Genomic DNA, 15,269 nt, shown 5'->3' with positions numbered 1-15,269 from the left:
AAAATTACCGGGGGGACTAACTGGGTGCGGCGTTTTGCTGCGCATGTCTTACGTTCCTTGTAGTGATTGAGCGGTCGCGTCCGCAACGGACGCTGCCGGCCGGTTCGGCGTCATGCCTGATGATGTGTCTCGGGATGGAAAGAGGTGGCGGCGAGGTCGAAAATTTTCTGCGCTGCGTGGCCATCGAGGGCGGCGCGCCAGATAGGTTTGTGTGGCCGCTGCGCCAGTTCTTCCCGGCGCTGCGAACGCACACCCATGCGGCTTTGCTCAAGGGTTTTCAGGTGCCCGCCGGAAACATTGAAGTTGAGATCGGGCGTATCCGGTTTCGCGTAATGAAAGTGCGCGTGCCAGAGGGGGTCGTAGGTGTGCGCATCCGTCAGTAGATAGACGTCGATAAAGTCTCGATTCTGCCCCTTGCCGCGTTTTAACCGGGTCTCGATTTTCTGCGCACGCACTTCGCCCTTGTCGATCAGATACAACAATCGGTCGGGGCTCAGAAAATGTTTGTCCTTGTAGATCCGGACACGAATGTTTTCGCCCTCGCTGCGCAGGCGTTCACTGGTGTCCTGCAGGCGTTGGATCAGCGCATCTGTTTCGCCATCGGTGGGCTCCTGTCGCCGAAGCTGGAGTGCGATCTCATCCATTGCCCCGGCCTTGCGCTCAAGCATCTCGACAATGTTGTCCGGATGGTTTTTGCGCGACTCTTCGCGCCGGGCTTCGCGCACATGTGCGTCGGTTTGCTCAAGGTGCTGATTGGCTCTGAGAGTCAGGTCGGGCAGGGTTGTGTCCTGCGTTGCGCGGACGGGGTGCCACTCACCAGCTCTTTGTTCATAGGTCTGCACTGGCTGTTGCGGGTCGTGCAGACTGCGTACATCGATGACTTCTTCGTTGTGCGCGGTACGTCGGGACTCGCCGACATGGATCTTGTAAATACCGTGTTTCTTTGCCTTGAAAATGCGCTTGGGTGGCGGTTGGAAACCGGATCTGTCCTGCTCCGGAACATACTCGAAATCAATGGCCTGATCGTTGATCGGCAGCGCCGGGAGATCAGGCTGGCGTTGATATTGGAACAGGCGATGAGTCAGCGTCTCTTCGAATATTTTCAGCTCGGCGGTGATAGCCGTGCGTGACGTTGCGTGCTGCTCATCGGGTGTCAGATCAAGGCGCTCGTACCAGTAGCGAAGGGCTGTGCATTCCTGGAGCAGATCACGCAATATCGCAGGGTGCGAAGTCTCCGGAATTTTACCCAGCGCTCCATACACGAAAGTTACCTGACCAAATCTGGTCGCCAGTTCGGAGGCCTGAGGGTAGTTTCCGTCTGATTGATGGTCGTCCAGCATCAGGCTTTTGGCCAATACCCACGAAGCCACGACGTCGTGAGTGTCCATTGGTGTCAGAGCGTATGCACTGAATTCGTCCGGCGCGACCCGCCATGTGTTCACCAGATTGTCGGCAATGTGCTGGCGCTCTCGCATATGGCCGAGAATTTTCCCCAGGACGTTGACTGTTCGTGGGAGCCTGTCGATGTCGATCAATGGCCCTCCCAGCGCATGGCGGGTCAAGCCGCATTCGACCAATTGATCGTAGAAGCTCATTTGGATCTTGTGCATCGCAATCATTTTTTTGTCGTAGTCTTCCTTCTTTATGAAGTGCCGGACCGCGGGTTTTTGCTGCTTATGGAATTTTATTGCTTTTGCAAGGGACCTCAGCGCCTGGTGGCTGTGTAATTCACGATCAAGCAGCGCCATCGTTTCGCGCTTGACCGCGTCTGAACGCTCGCCCCCCGCTTCCCTGATGCTGCGCCACACCTCCTTCAGGTGTTCACTTTTAGCGGTGTCCTGCTCGATTCGCTTGTTGAAGTGGCCAAGTCTGATTCCGACTTCCACCCGCTGCCATAGCTCCGAGGGCGCCACTCCTGCCCCTCTCTGCATCCCGGCTGCCCCCGTTACACTGGTCCCTCGCCAGCCGTAGCGAGCGTCGAAAATGATCGGTTCCGACCTGCCTGGACGGGATGCGACGTAAACATTCGTGGCATCGGTGGCGATGGGATCGTCGGGGCGAACGATGCGCATGACCGCCCTCTGCGGCGCTGATGCATCAAGATCATGCAGGACCTGATAGGCCTGATTCTCGATCTGCACATAGAGTTTGCCGTTGAAGCGCAACAGGCCATCGCCGCCCGGCTCGGTCGTGCTGAAATCCAGATCGGTGCGAAACGCTTCCAGCCGGCTCGGGGATAGCGGGTAGGTCGATGGCGCCCAGGTATTGACGGGTTGCCAGAGACGGCTCTCGGCATCGAACTGCAATAGCGGACCGGACGGGTGCAATTCGCTGGGCAATTTCGCCCGGTAAAGACCGCTGGCGGGGTCCAGACCGACCTGCACGGTGCCACCCTCAGGCACTTGGACATACTGACGTCCCTTAAGCGTCGAAATGCCTTCGGCATTGGCTGACGGCAACACGACCAGCGAAGTGATCCAGTAATCTCCCAAGGGCCGCTCATGCACAACTGCAGCCGATTCGGCGGCCGCTGTCGTGCTGACCATTGCCCGCACAGGCACGGAGGTAATGCGGTTGAGCCCGTGATCGATCGATGTCGATACCGTTGTCGGAGTCGGGCGTGTGGGAATTCTGTGCCCCGGTCCGCCATCGAAAAGCGCCGTGAAACCAGGCCGGGTGATCGAATAATCGGGTCGCGGGTTATGAACCGAGACGGTCGTGATGCCTCTGGTTGGCGGTTTGGGTGCCATTGCCTGTCTTCCTTTGCGTTTAATGCCCCGCTGCTCTTGGGAGTGCGACGGGCGGGCGGCTTCCTTGCCGTTTCGTGCGTCGTGCGTTCAACAAAAACGCGTAATGTGTGGCGGGTTGGCGGCGCGAGAGCAGCGCACAGAGAAACCGACCACTGTCGTCGGAATTGGTCAAAATTTGTGCTATATTCCGCGCCCGCGATTTTTCACTTCAACACCGGTCGTCGACATGCAAGCAGCCAAGCCGTTATTTGACTATCCAAAATATTGGGCCGAATGTTTCGGGCCAGCGCCATTCCTGCCGATGAGCAGGGAGGAGATGGATCAGCTTGGCTGGGATTCGTGCGACATCATCATTGTTACCGGTGATGCCTACGTCGATCATCCGTCGTTCGGCATGGCGATCATCGGCCGGCTGCTGGAGTCGCAAGGCTTCCGCGTCGGGATCATCGCGCAGCCGAACTGGCAGTCCAAAGACGACTTCATGAAGCTCGGCGAGCCGAACCTGTTCTTCGGCGTCGCGGCGGGCAACATGGACTCGATGATCAACCGCTACACCGCGGACAAGAAAATCCGTTCCGATGACGCGTACACGCCCGGCGGCATGGCCGGCAAGCGTCCGGATCGCGCCAGCCTGGTTTACAGCCAGCGCTGCAAGGAAGCCTACAAGCACGTGCCGATCGTGCTCGGCGGCATCGAAGCTTCGCTGCGCCGCATCGCCCACTACGACTATTGGCAGGATCGCGTGCGCAACTCGATCCTGATCGACGCCAGCGCCGACATTCTGCTGTACGGCAACGCCGAGCGCGCGATTGTCGAAGTTGCCCAGCGCCTGTCGTGGGGCCACAAGATCGAAGACATCACCGATGTGCGCGGCACCGCGTTCATCCGTCGCGATACGCCACAGGGCTGGTACGAAGTCGACTCCACGCGCATCGACCGTCCGGGCAAGGTCGACAAAATCATCAACCCGTACGTGAATACCCAGGACACCCAGGCCTGCGCCATCGAGCAGGAAAAAGGCCCGGTCGAAGATCCGCAGGAAGCCAAGGTCGTGCAGATTCTGGCCAGCCCGCGCATGACCCGCGACAAGACCGTGATCCGCCTGCCGTCGATGGAGAAGGTGCGAAACGACCCGGTTTTGTACGCCCACGCCAACCGCGTGTTGCACCTGGAAACCAACCCGGGCAACGCCCGTGCGCTGGTGCAGAAGCATGGCGAGCTCGATGTCTGGTTCAACCCGCCGCCGATTCCGATGACCACTGAAGAAATGGACTACGTGTTCGGCATGCCTTACGCCCGTGTGCCGCACCCGGCGTACGGCAAGGAGAAGATCCCGGCGTACGACATGATCCGTTTCTCGGTGAACATCATGCGTGGCTGCTTTGGTGGCTGCACCTTCTGCTCGATCACCGAGCACGAAGGCCGCATCATCCAGAACCGTTCCGAAGAGTCGATCATTCGCGAAATCGAAGAGATCCGCGACAAGGTGCCGGGTTTCACCGGGGTCATTTCCGACCTCGGCGGCCCGACTGCGAACATGTACCGCATCGCCTGCAAGAGCCCGGAAATCGAATCCGCCTGCCGCAAGCCATCGTGCGTGTTCCCCGGTATCTGCCCGAACCTCAACACCGACCACTCTTCGCTGATTCAGCTGTATCGCAGCGCCCGTGCCCTGCCGGGTGTGAAGAAGATTCTGATCGCCTCCGGTTTGCGTTACGACCTCGCCGTCGAGTCGCCGGAGTACGTCAAGGAGCTGGTGACCCACCACGTCGGCGGTTACCTGAAGATCGCCCCGGAACACACCGAGGAAGGTCCGCTCAACCAGATGATGAAACCGGGCATCGGCAGCTATGACAAGTTCAAGCGCATGTTCGAGAAGTACACCAAGGAAGCGGGCAAGGAGCAGTACCTGATTCCGTACTTCATCGCCGCCCACCCGGGCACTACCGACGAAGACATGATGAACCTCGCTCTGTGGCTCAAGGGCAATGGCTTCCGCGCCGACCAGGTGCAGGCGTTCTATCCGTCGCCGATGGCCACCGCTACGGCGATGTACCACTCCGGCAAGAACCCGCTGCGCAAGGTCACCTACAAGAGCGACGGCGTGACCATCGTCAAGAGCGAAGATCAGCGTCGTCTGCACAAGGCGTTCTTGCGTTATCACGACCCGAAAGGCTGGCCGATGCTGCGTGAAGCGCTGATCCGCATGGGCCGCGCCGATCTGATCGGCCCGGGCAAGGATCAACTGATACCGGCGCATCAGCCGGCCACCGACAGCTACCAGAGCGCCCGTCGCAAGAACTCGACGCCGGCCGGCAGCCACAAGGTCGCCAAAGAGAAGACCACCAAGATTCTCACCCAGCACACCGGTCTGCCGCCGCGTGCCAGTGATGGCGGTAATCCGTGGGACAAGCGTGAACAGGCCAAGGCTGCGGCATTCGCCCGCAACCAGCAGGCGGCCAAGGAGCGCAAGGATGCGGCGAAAGGCAAAGGGCCGAAGCCGACACGCAAGCCGGTCGTGCCGCGCTAAACACTGCTTGAGCTGAACAGAACGCCAACCTTCGGGTTGGCGTTCTGCTGATCGTTCCCACGCTCCGCGCGGGAATGCCTCTCGGGACGTTCCGCGTTCCAGCCGTTACTCGCAGTATTGTCGAACATGGTTGTGACGCGGAGCGTCACGGGCTGCATTCCCACGCAGAGCGTGGGAACGATCAAGTTGTTGCCGCTGGCCTCTTCGCGAGCAGGCTCGCTCCCACAGGGGAACGCATTGCACATGTGGGAGCGAGCCTGCTCGCGAAAGCGTCCGATCAAACACCGCAAGAATCAGCGTTCGCAACATTTGCGTGCAACTGAGTCCAAGCATTTCCTCGCATCGCCCGGTTTTGGTGCTGTACTGCCTTGAGCATTTCGCGAAAGCGCGCAAGCCTGTGCATGGCATAAGTCTTGCGCGCTTTCCCATACGCCCAAGGCTCGCAGGAGGCACGCCGTGTCGATTCATGTCGCATTGCATCACGTCACGCATTATCGCTACGACCGCGCTGTCGAACTCGGCCCGCAGATCGTCCGCCTGCGCCCGGCGCCCCACAGCCGCACGCGAATTCTTTCCTATGCGCTGAAAGTCTCGCCCGAGCAGCATTTCATCAACTGGCAGCAAGACCCCCAGGGCAATTACCTGGCACGCCTGGTGTTCCCGGAAAAAACCGCAGAGCTGCGCATCGAAGTCGATCTGGTCGCGGAAATGGCGGTGTTCAATCCGTTCGATTTCTTCCTCGAACCGTACGCCGAGCGAATCCCGTTCAGCTACGCCGCCGACGAGCGCAAGGAGCTGGCGCCGTACCTCGAAACCCTGCCGCTGACGCCAACGTTCAAGGCTTACCTGGACAGCATCGACCGCACGCCACTGCCGGCGGTGGATTTTCTGGTGGCGCTCAATCAGCGCCTCAGCGAAGACATCGGCTACCTGATCCGCATGGAGCCCGGCGTGCAGACTCCGGAGCACACACTTCAACACGCCTCCGGTTCCTGCCGTGATTCGGCATGGTTGCTGGTGCAGTTGTTGCGCAATCTCGGTCTGGCGGCGCGGTTTGTTTCCGGCTACCTGATTCAACTGACCGCCGACGTGAAAAGCCTCGACGGCCCGTCGGGCACCGAAGTCGATTTCACCGACCTGCATGCCTGGTGCGAGGTGTATCTGCCGGGGGCCGGCTGGATCGGCCTCGATGCCACGTCCGGGTTGTTCGCCGGGGAAGGGCATATTCCGTTGGCGTGCAGTCCCGATCCGTCCTCGGCGGCGCCGATCAGTGGTCTGGTCGAACCTTGCGAGACACAGTTCAGCCACGAAATGTCGGTCGAGCGAATCTGGGAAGCGCCACGTGTCACCAAGCCCTACACCGATGAACAGTGGCGGGCGATCCAGGCACTGGGCCGGCAGATCGATACCGATCTGCTTGAAGGCGATGTGCGCCTGACCATGGGCGGCGAACCGACCTTCGTCTCCATTGACGACCCGGACGGCGCCGAATGGAACACTGCCGCGCTGGGGCCGGACAAGCGTCGGCTGTCCGCCGAACTGTTCCAACGCATGCGCAAGCAATATGCACCGCAGGGGCTGGTGCATTTCGGTCAGGGCAAGTGGTATCCCGGCGAGCAATTGCCGCGCTGGTCGCTCAATTGTTACTGGCGCCGCGACGGTCAGCCGATCTGGCACAACGACGCATTGATCGCCGACGAACAGCAGGACTACGGCGCCGACGGCGAACTGGCCGGACGCTTTCTCGCCAGCGTCGCCGAGCGCCTGAAGTTGCCTGCACGCTTTGTCTTCCCGGCTTACGAGGATCATCTCTATTACCTCTGGCGCGAGGGTGCGTTGCCCGGCAACGTCAGCGCCGAGGATTCGCGTCTGGAAGAGCCATTGGAGCGTGCGCGGTTGCGCAAGGTCTTCAGTCAGGGCCTGAACAAGGTGATCGGCCAGGTGCTGCCGCTGGCGCGCACGGCCAAGGGCGATCAATGGCAGAGCGGGCGCTGGTATCTGCGTGACGAGCACTGTCGCTTGGTGCCGGGGGATTCGCCGCTGGGTTACCGCTTGCCGCTGGCCTCGCAGCCGTGGGTGAAAGCGGCGGAATATCCGTTCATCCATCCCAACGATCCGAATCAGGACTTCGCTGAACTGCCGGATCTGGCACAGCTCGGTGTTCACGGCGAACCGGCTGCGATGGATGAGCGGGTGCCGAAAATCGACGAGTCCGCTGACTGGCTGACCCGTACCGCATTCTGCGCCGAGGCCCGCGAAGGGCGGCTGTATCTGTTCATGCCGCCGCTGGAGCGGGTCGAGGATTATCTGGAGCTGGTCTCGGCCATTGAGGCCACCGCCGAAGAATTGCATTGCCCGGTGTTGCTGGAAGGCTATGAACCGCCGAGTGATCCGCGCCTGAGCAATTTCCGTGTCACTCCGGACCCGGGCGTGATCGAGGTCAACGTGCAGCCATCGGCGAGCTGGGACGAGTTGGTCGAGCGCACCGAGTTTCTCTACGAACAGGCACGGCAAACCCGGCTGACCACCGAGAAGTTCATGATCGACGGACGCCACACCGGCACCGGCGGCGGCAACCATTTCGTCCTTGGCGGCGCGACACCGGCGGACTCACCGTTTCTGCGGCGGCCGGATCTGCTGCGCAGTCTGATCAGCTATTGGCACAACCATCCTTCGCTGTCGTACCTGTTTTCCGGCCTCTTCATCGGCCCGACGTCCCAGGCGCCACGGGTTGATGAGGCGCGCAATGACGCCTTGTACGAACTGGAAATCGCCTTTGCGCAGATGCCGGAACCGGGCGAGGAATGTGCACCGTGGCTGGTCGATCGACTGTTGCGCAATCTGCTGATCGACGTCACCGGCAATACCCATCGCGCCGAATTCTGCATCGACAAACTGTATTCACCGGACGGCGCCACCGGGCGTCTTGGCTTGCTGGAACTGCGCGCTTTTGAAATGCCGCCCCATGCGCGCATGAGTCTGGCTCAGCAGTTGCTGCTACGGGCACTGGTCGCGCGGTTCTGGCGCGAGCCTTATGCGCCGGCGAAACTGGCGCGCTGGGGCACCGAGCTGCACGATCGCTTCCTGCTGCCGCACTTTATCGAAGAGGATTTCGCCGACGTCATCGTCGAGCTCAACAACGCCGGCTATCCGTTGCGTGCGGAGTGGTTCGCGGCGCATCTGGAGTTTCGTTTTCCCAAGGTCGGCGACTACGCCGTCAATGGCATCGAGCTGGAGCTGCGTCAGGCGCTCGAACCCTGGCACGTGCTGGGCGAGGAGGGCTCGGCGGGCGGCACGGTGCGCTACGTCGATTCATCGCTGGAGCGCTTGCAGGTCAAACTCAACGGCTTGCCGCCACAACGTTATCTGCTGACTTGCAATGGCGTCGCGGTGCCGTTGCACCCGACCGGGCGGGTGGGTGAGTTTGTCGCCGGGGTGCGCTTTCGGGCGTGGCAACCAGCCAACTGCCTGCATCCGACCATACCGGTGCACGCGCCGTTGGTGTTCGACCTGCTCGATACCTGGATGGGGCGTTCGCTGGGTGGTTGCCAGTACCACGTCGCCCATCCCGGTGGGCGCAATTACGAGACCTTGCCGGTCAATGCCAATGAAGCGGAGAGCCGGCGCATGGCGCGGTTTTTCCGCCTGGGACACACGCCGGGGAAACTTCCCGTACCCAAGGTAGAAATCAATGACGAGCTACCGATGACCATCGACCTGCGCCGTTACTAGAGCCTACGCAACACGCGGATTTTTCGTATATCCGCGTGTCATGTGCCTGCGTTAGTCTGACCGTTCCCTGCTGTCTGCCGAGCTTTCCATGCCTGACCTGTTAGACCGCTACCCGCTGACTGCGGGCACCTATCACGAACTGCTCGACGGCAGCGGCGCAGTGCGTGCGCATTGGCAGCGCCTGTTCGATCAGTTGCAGCGCAGCAGCCCGGCGCAACTGGTGCAGCGTCAGGCCTTGCTGGCGCGGCAGATTCAGGAAAACGGCGTCACCTATAACGTCTATGCCGATCCCAAGGGCGCTGACCGGCCGTGGGAGCTGGATCTGCTGCCCCATGTGATCGCGGCTGATGAATGGCAGCAATTGTCCGCCGGCATCGCTCAGCGTGCGCGCTTGCTCAATGCAGTGCTGGCGGATCTGTACGGTCCGCAACGGTTGATCAGTGAAGGCCTGCTGCCGGCAGAGCTGGTGTTCGGGCACAACAATTTTCTCTGGCCCTGTCAGGGCATTGCCCCGCCCGAGTCAGCCTTTTTGCATTTGTATGCCGTGGATCTGGCGCGCACACCGGATGGTCGCTGGTGGGTCACTGCCGATCGCACCCAAGCGCCGTCCGGGGCCGGCTATGCGCTGGAAAACCGCACCATCGTCTCCCGCGCCTTTCCTGATTTGTACCGGGATCTTAAGGTCCAGCATCTGGCCGGTTTCTTCCGCACCTTGCAGGAAACCCTGGCCCGTCAGGCACCGGAGGGCGATGACGCACCGCTGGTGGTGCTGCTGACACCGGGGCGGTTCAATGAAAGTTATTTCGAGCACCTGTATCTGGCGCGCCAGCTCGGTTATCCGCTGGTCGAGGGTGGCGATCTGACGGTGCGCAATGCCACCGTTTACTTGAAAACCCTCAGTGGCCTGCGCCGGGTGCACGCGATCATGCGCCGCCTCGACGATGATTTCTGCGACCCGCTGGAACTGCGGACCGACTCGGCGCTCGGGGTCCCCGGTCTGCTTGAGGCGGTGCGTCAGGGGCGGGTACTGGTGGCCAATGCGCTAGGCAGCGGGGTGCTGGAATCGCCGGGGCTGCTGGGGTTTCTGCCGAAGATCAATCAATACCTGTTCGGCGAAGAACTGATCCTGCCTTCGATCGCCACCTGGTGGTGCGGTGAAGCGCCGGTGCTGGCGCAGGCGTTGGAAAAACTTCCGGAGCTGCTGATCAAACCGGCGTTCCCGTCGCAGAGTTTCGCGCCTGTTTTCGGCCGTGACTTGAATGAAAGTCAGCGCCTCGACCTGGCGCAGCGTATGCAGGCACGGCCTTATGCCTACGTCGCGCAAGAGCTTGCGCAACTGTCGCAGGCGCCGGTGTGGCAAGCCGAGGACGGTCATCTGCAACCCCGCGCGATCGGCATGCGCATGTATGCGGTGGCCAGCCACGATGGCTACCGCGTGTTGCCGGGCGGTCTGACCCGAGTGGCGGCCGAGGCTGATGCCGAAGTGGTGTCGATGCAGCGCGGTGGGGCGAGCAAGGACACCTGGGTGCTCAGCGACCGTGCGCCGAGTGGCGAGCAGTGGAAGGCGCAGCGCAATGTCGGCGTGCACGATCTGGTGCGGCGCGATCCTAACCTGCCATCGCGGGTAGTGGAGAATCTGTTCTGGTTCGGCCGTTATTGCGAGCGCTGCGACGACAGCGCGCGGCTGCTGCGCATCATGCTCACGCGTTACGTCGATGGCGATGATCCGCAGGCGCTGCAAGCAGCGGTCGATCTTGGCGAGCGGCTGGCGCTGTTGCCGGATGAGGGCGAACTGCCGGAGCGCCTGCTCGCTGCGTTGCTGGGCGAGGACTGGTCGTTCAGCCTGCGCTCCAACTTGCAACGCCTGCAGTGGGCCGCCTCGCAAGTGCGCGGCAAGCTGTCCCGGGAAAACTGGCAGGCGCTGGTGGAATTGCAGCGCGAGGCGCTGGAGCTGGAAGTCGATGAACCGGACTTCGGCGAACTGCTGGATTTCCTCAACCGTCTGGTGATGTCGCTGGCAGCGCTGTCGGGGTTTGCGCTGGATGACATGACCCGTGACGAAGGCTGGCGCTTTCTGATGATCGGCCGGCGCATCGAACGCCTGCAATTTCTCAGCAGCAGTCTGGCGGCGTTTCTGCGCGGCGCGGGTGCGTTCGATCAGGCGGGGCTGGAGTGGTTGCTGGAGTTGGGTAACAGCAGCATTACCTATCGCTCGCGCTATCTGGCGGTGGCGCAACTGATTCCGGTGCTGGATTTGCTGCTGCTGGATGAGCAGAACCCCCACGCGGTGCTGTTTCAGCTGAAACTGGTCACCCGCACGCTGAAACGCCTTAACGACGATTTCGCCGCGCCTCGGGAAACCGCGCTGCCGCAACTGGTCGAGCGCCTGTCGCGGTTTGATCTCGGTTGTCTGGAAAATCCTTTGTTCGGCAAATCCAGCGTACGTGCCGCGCTGGATGGTCTGGCCGATCTGTTGCAGGAAATCGCCGAAGCCAGTGGCCAGGTATCGGATCGTCTGGCGCTGCGCCATTTCGCCCATGTCGATGATGTCAGCCAGCGAACGGTGTCCGTGTGATGAGCGCTCAATATCAGATCTTCCACGACACCTGTTATCACTACGACAGCCCGGTTTCGCTCGCACAGCAACTGGCGCACCTGTGGCCGCGCGAATGCAGCTGGCAGCGCTGCACCGAGCAGCAACTGTTGATCAGTCCCGAGCCGACCATGCGCCGTGATGAACTGGACGTATTCGGCAATCCGTTGACGCGGTTGGCCTTTGAACGGCCCCATGACCAATTGCAGGTCAACGCCCGGCTGACGGTCGAGGTGCTGGCGCGGCCGGCGCTGGATTTCAACCAGTCGCCAGCGTGGGAGCAGACCCGCGATGCGCTGACCTACAGCAGTCAGCCGTTGTCCGCCGACTTGCTCGAAGCCTGTCGCTACCGGTTCCAGTCGCCTTATGTGCATTTGAAGCGCAGCTTCGTCGAGTTCTCGCAAAGCTGTTTTCCGCCAGGGCGACCGTTGCTGCTCGGGGTGCAGGCGCTGATGCAGAAGATCTTCAGCGAATTCACCTTCGATGCCGAAGCCACCCAGGTGGCGACGCCGCTGGTGGAAGTGCTGGAGCGTCGACGCGGCGTGTGTCAGGACTTCGCTCATCTGATGCTGGCCTGTGTGCGCTCGCGCGGTCTGGCGGCGCGTTATGTCAGCGGTTACCTGCTGACCCAGCCGCCGCCGGGGCAGCCACGCCTGATCGGCGCCGACGCCTCGCATGCGTGGGTATCAGTGTTCTGTCCGGTATCGGGCTGGGTGGATTTCGATCCGACCAACAATGTGCGGCCGGCGCTGGAACACATCACGCTGGCGTGGGGAAGGGATTTCTCCGATGTGTCGCCGTTGCGGGGGGTGATTCTCGGTGGCGGTAATCACGACCCGGAAGTGCGGGTTACGGTGATGCCTCAGAATTGATGAGTCTTCAAATGTGGGAGCGAGCCTGCTCGCGAAAGCGTCAGGTCAGCCAATAGATTTGTAACAGATATATCGCATTCGCGAGCAGGCTCGCTCCCACAGGGGATTTTGGTGTGTCAGAGAAAGCAGGGCTGTGAGGGCCGGCAGTAAAACCGCCAGCCCCGTCACAAATCCGCAGGGTCTGATTCGATCATCAAACCCGGTGGGGCTCAGGCGTCGGGCGTCTGATCTTTCGGTGCATCGGATGCATCAACATCATCATCGGTCGCCACTTCACCGTCAGGGTTCAGTGCCGCTTCTTCAGCGGTTTGCTTCTTGCGCTGAAGCTTTTCCTCTTTCTTCTGTTCCTTTGCCAGGTCTCGTTGACGTTTGGCGAAGGAGTAATTGGGTTTGGCCATGGGCGATCCTCTGGGGTCGAAGGTGAGGTTGAGCGGCGCGTATTCTGCCCTGTATCGGTGTCCGGGGGTTAACCGGGTTTTTGGTCGACCCACTTGGGCGTGACGGTCGGCTGCCACTGATCGAGGGCGTCGAGCAGGGAATCTGGCGATTCGCTCACTTGCAGCATGTCACGGTGTGGCGCGCGAACGAAGCCTTCGCCGACGATATGATCGAGAAAAGCCGTGAGTTTGCTGTAGAAACCGTTCACTTCCAGCAGCCCCAAAGGCTTGCCGTGATAGCCGAGCTGGCCCCAGGTCCAGACTTCGAACAGCTCTTCCAGCGTGCCGAGGCCGCCGGGCAGGGCGATGAACGCATCGCTCAGCTCAGCCATCCGCGCCTTGCGCGCATGCATGCCGTCGACCACTTCCAGGCGCGTCAGGCTCTTGTGGCCGATCTCCTTGTCCATCAGGCTTTGCGGAATGATGCCGATCACTTCGCCGCCAGCGGCGAGCGCGGCATCAGCGACAATGCCCATCAAACCGACGGCACCACCGCCGTAGACCAGCGTCAGATTACGCTCGGCCAATGCCCGGCCGAGGGCCACGGCAGCTTCGGTGTAAGCCGGCACGGTACCGGCGTTGGCACCGCAAAACACACAAACGGATTTCAGCGACATGCATTACTCCTGAGTCGATCAGTCGCACAGGGTAACGGCTGGCACGCTGCGCTCCAAGGACTAGACTTCGCGTTCGGGTGATTCGAAAGTACCGCTGGCGCCACAAGCGTAGGCGGCGAGCAAGCTGCATAACAGGCCGTTAAAGAACATGACTGGCACTCCGTTTCAGTAGGTGGGCAGATCATAGGCCTGGCCCAACGAAATGGCCGTTAGATTGTGTCGATGAGTGTCATAGCCTGAAAGTTGTATACAATTTTTGACTCAAGTCATATGAACTTGCGATGATTTCAGGCAGTCTTTCCACCACTAGTGTTTTTGTTAACCCTGCCTTGGAGATTCACCATGTTTTCCAAAGTTGTTGCGGTATCCCTGCTGGCGCTGGCCAGCAGCCAATTGATGGCTGCCGAGTGCAAAACCACCGTTGATTCCACCGATCAGATGTCCTTCAACACCAAGGAAATCGTGATCGACAAGAGCTGCAAGACCTTCACCGTCGAACTGACCCACTCCGGCAGCCTGCCGAAGACCGTCATGGGCCATAACCTGGTGATCAGCAAAGAAGCTGACATGCAGCCAATCGCTACCGACGGCCTGGCGGCCGGTATCGACAAGAACTACCTGAAGGACGGCGACGCCCGCATCATCGCCCACACCAAGATCATCGGCGCCAAGGAAACCGACTCGGTGACCTTTGACGTTGCCAAGGTGGCTGACGGTGGCTACGGCTTCTTCTGCTCGTTCCCTGGCCACATCTCGATGATGAAAGGCACCATCGTCGTCAAGTAATCAGGGCCAATGTGGGAGCGAGCCTGCTCGCGAAGAGGCCATCCCCTACACTGAAAGACTGATGGCCAAAGAAAAAGCCCGCGGAGGATCACTCCTCAGCGGGCTTTTTCATGCCTTTGAAAAATCAAGGCGCAAACGGCATGACCCGCTTGTGATGAGTCTTGTTGTACGTATCGACAATGATCTTCGCCGCCTCGTCCCGCACTGTTTCCCCGTGCAGAAACGCATCGATCTCGGCATAGGTCACGCCGTGCGCCGCTTCGTCCGGCTTGCCCGGTGACAAGTCTTCGAGATCAGCCGTCGGCACTTTCTCGACCAATGACTCCGGCGCGCCAAAACTGCGGGCAATGGCGCGCACCTGATTTTTCACCAGCCCGCTGAGTGGGGCGAGGTCGCAGGCGCCGTCGCCGAATTTGGTGAAGAAGCCCATCACCGCTTCCGCCGCGTGGTCGGTGCCAATCACCAGACCGCCCGCCACCCCGGCAATCGTGTACTGCGCCACCATGCGCATACGCGCCTTGGTATTGCCCAGCACGAAGTCCACCGACGCCGCCGGTTTGCCTTCGAACGCCGACACCTGAGCTGCCAGCGCCTTGACCGCCGGGCCGATGTTCACGGTGTGGATTTCGTCAGGGGCGATGCAGTCGAGCGAGGCCTTGGCGTCGTGCTCGTCGAACTGGGTTTCGTAGGGCAGGCGCACGGCGATGAATTTGTAGCGGTCGTCGCCGGTTTTTTCGCGCAGTTCACGTACCGCGCGCTGGGCCAGGAGGCCGGCGGTCAGTGAATCGACGCCGCCGCTGATGCCCAGCACCAGGGTCTTGAGCCCGGAATTGACCAGACAATCCTGAATGAACGTCAGGCGCCGGGCGACTTCGGCCTGCAGGGCCTGGTCGTCGGCGAACGGTGGTTGCACCTTGAGCTGCTCAGCAATCTCACGCTGTACGGCTTGCAT

General features: G+C 61.0%; 9 protein-coding genes. 5 read left to right on the top strand and 4 right to left on the bottom strand.

What is annotated here, in order from left to right; translation table 11 throughout:
- Positions 1–110 precede the first annotated feature (110 nt).
- Positions 111–2,750, bottom strand: coding sequence for a hypothetical protein (locus JWU58_RS24680; RefSeq protein ID WP_206421139.1), 2,640 nt, complete (start codon positions 2,748–2,750; stop codon positions 111–113).
- 226 nt (positions 2,751–2,976) lie between these two features.
- Here JWU58_RS24680 and JWU58_RS24675 point away from each other — a divergent pair, with 226 nt between their 5' ends.
- The 4 genes from JWU58_RS24675 (at position 2,977) to JWU58_RS24660 (ending at position 12,477) form a co-directional block, all read left to right on the top strand.
- Positions 2,977–5,280: a YgiQ family radical SAM protein gene (locus JWU58_RS24675; protein ID WP_016771932.1), complete on the top strand. Its 2,304-nt coding sequence runs from the start codon at positions 2,977–2,979 to the stop codon at positions 5,278–5,280.
- Positions 5,281–5,736: 456 nt separating this feature from the next.
- A complete protein-coding gene (locus JWU58_RS24670) occupies positions 5,737–9,012 on the top strand; it encodes a transglutaminase family protein (protein WP_206421138.1) in 3,276 nt (1,091 codons plus the stop codon).
- Between the two features lie 88 nt (positions 9,013–9,100).
- Positions 9,101–11,587 (top strand): circularly permuted type 2 ATP-grasp protein, encoded by a 2,487-nt coding sequence (locus tag JWU58_RS24665; RefSeq protein ID WP_206421137.1) that lies wholly within the window; start codon positions 9,101–9,103, stop codon positions 11,585–11,587.
- Complete coding sequence (locus JWU58_RS24660; protein ID WP_110602754.1) at positions 11,587–12,477, top strand: transglutaminase family protein; 891 nt, start codon at positions 11,587–11,589, stop codon at positions 12,475–12,477. Before JWU58_RS24665 ends, JWU58_RS24660 begins: the two co-directional genes overlap by 1 nt.
- A 209-nt stretch (positions 12,478–12,686) precedes the next feature.
- Here the strand turns inward: JWU58_RS24660 and JWU58_RS24655 are convergent, their stop codons facing one another.
- Together JWU58_RS24655 and JWU58_RS24650 are read right to left on the bottom strand one after the other, a co-directional pair.
- Entirely contained in the window at positions 12,687–12,875 is a 189-nt protein-coding gene (locus JWU58_RS24655; protein WP_016771927.1) for a hypothetical protein, read from the bottom strand.
- Positions 12,876–12,943: 68 nt separating this feature from the next.
- Entirely contained in the window at positions 12,944–13,531 is a 588-nt protein-coding gene (locus JWU58_RS24650; protein WP_024011379.1) for an LOG family protein, read from the bottom strand.
- Between the two features lie 342 nt (positions 13,532–13,873).
- On the opposite strand from JWU58_RS24650, the gene azu reads away from it, so the two are divergent.
- Positions 13,874–14,317 carry an azurin gene (gene azu / locus JWU58_RS24645; RefSeq protein WP_024011380.1) on the top strand — a complete coding sequence of 148 codons (444 nt, stop codon included), beginning with the start codon at positions 13,874–13,876 and terminating at the stop codon, positions 14,315–14,317.
- Positions 14,318–14,441: 124 nt separating this feature from the next.
- Here azu and nadE read toward each other — a convergent pair whose 3' ends face one another.
- Positions 14,442–15,269: an ammonia-dependent NAD(+) synthetase gene (gene nadE / locus JWU58_RS24640; protein ID WP_110602760.1), complete on the bottom strand. Its 828-nt coding sequence runs from the start codon at positions 15,267–15,269 to the stop codon at positions 14,442–14,444.

The sequence above is a fragment of the Pseudomonas atacamensis genome (assembly GCF_017167965.1).
Lineage (GTDB): Bacteria > Pseudomonadota > Gammaproteobacteria > Pseudomonadales > Pseudomonadaceae > Aquipseudomonas > Aquipseudomonas atacamensis.
This window is presented reverse-complemented; position numbering and strand designations above follow the sequence as displayed.

Excerpts from the sequence above, each read along its gene's own strand:
- JWU58_RS24680 (WP_206421139.1), bottom strand. The coding sequence starts at position 2,750 with ATGGCACCCAAACCGCCAACCAGAGGCATCACGACCGTCTCGGTTCAT.
- JWU58_RS24675 (WP_016771932.1), top strand. The coding sequence starts at position 2,977 with ATGCAAGCAGCCAAGCCGTTATTTGACTATCCAAAATATTGGGCCGAA.
- JWU58_RS24665 (WP_206421137.1), top strand. The coding sequence starts at position 9,101 with ATGCCTGACCTGTTAGACCGCTACCCGCTGACTGCGGGCACCTATCAC.
- JWU58_RS24660 (WP_110602754.1), top strand. The coding sequence starts at position 11,587 with ATGAGCGCTCAATATCAGATCTTCCACGACACCTGTTATCACTACGAC.
- JWU58_RS24655 (WP_016771927.1), bottom strand. The coding sequence starts at position 12,875 with ATGGCCAAACCCAATTACTCCTTCGCCAAACGTCAACGAGACCTGGCA.
- JWU58_RS24650 (WP_024011379.1), bottom strand. The coding sequence starts at position 13,531 with ATGTCGCTGAAATCCGTTTGTGTGTTTTGCGGTGCCAACGCCGGTACC.
- azu (WP_024011380.1), top strand. The coding sequence starts at position 13,874 with ATGTTTTCCAAAGTTGTTGCGGTATCCCTGCTGGCGCTGGCCAGCAGC.
- nadE (WP_110602760.1), bottom strand. The coding sequence starts at position 15,269 with ATGCAAGCCGTACAGCGTGAGATTGCTGAGCAGCTCAAGGTGCAACCA.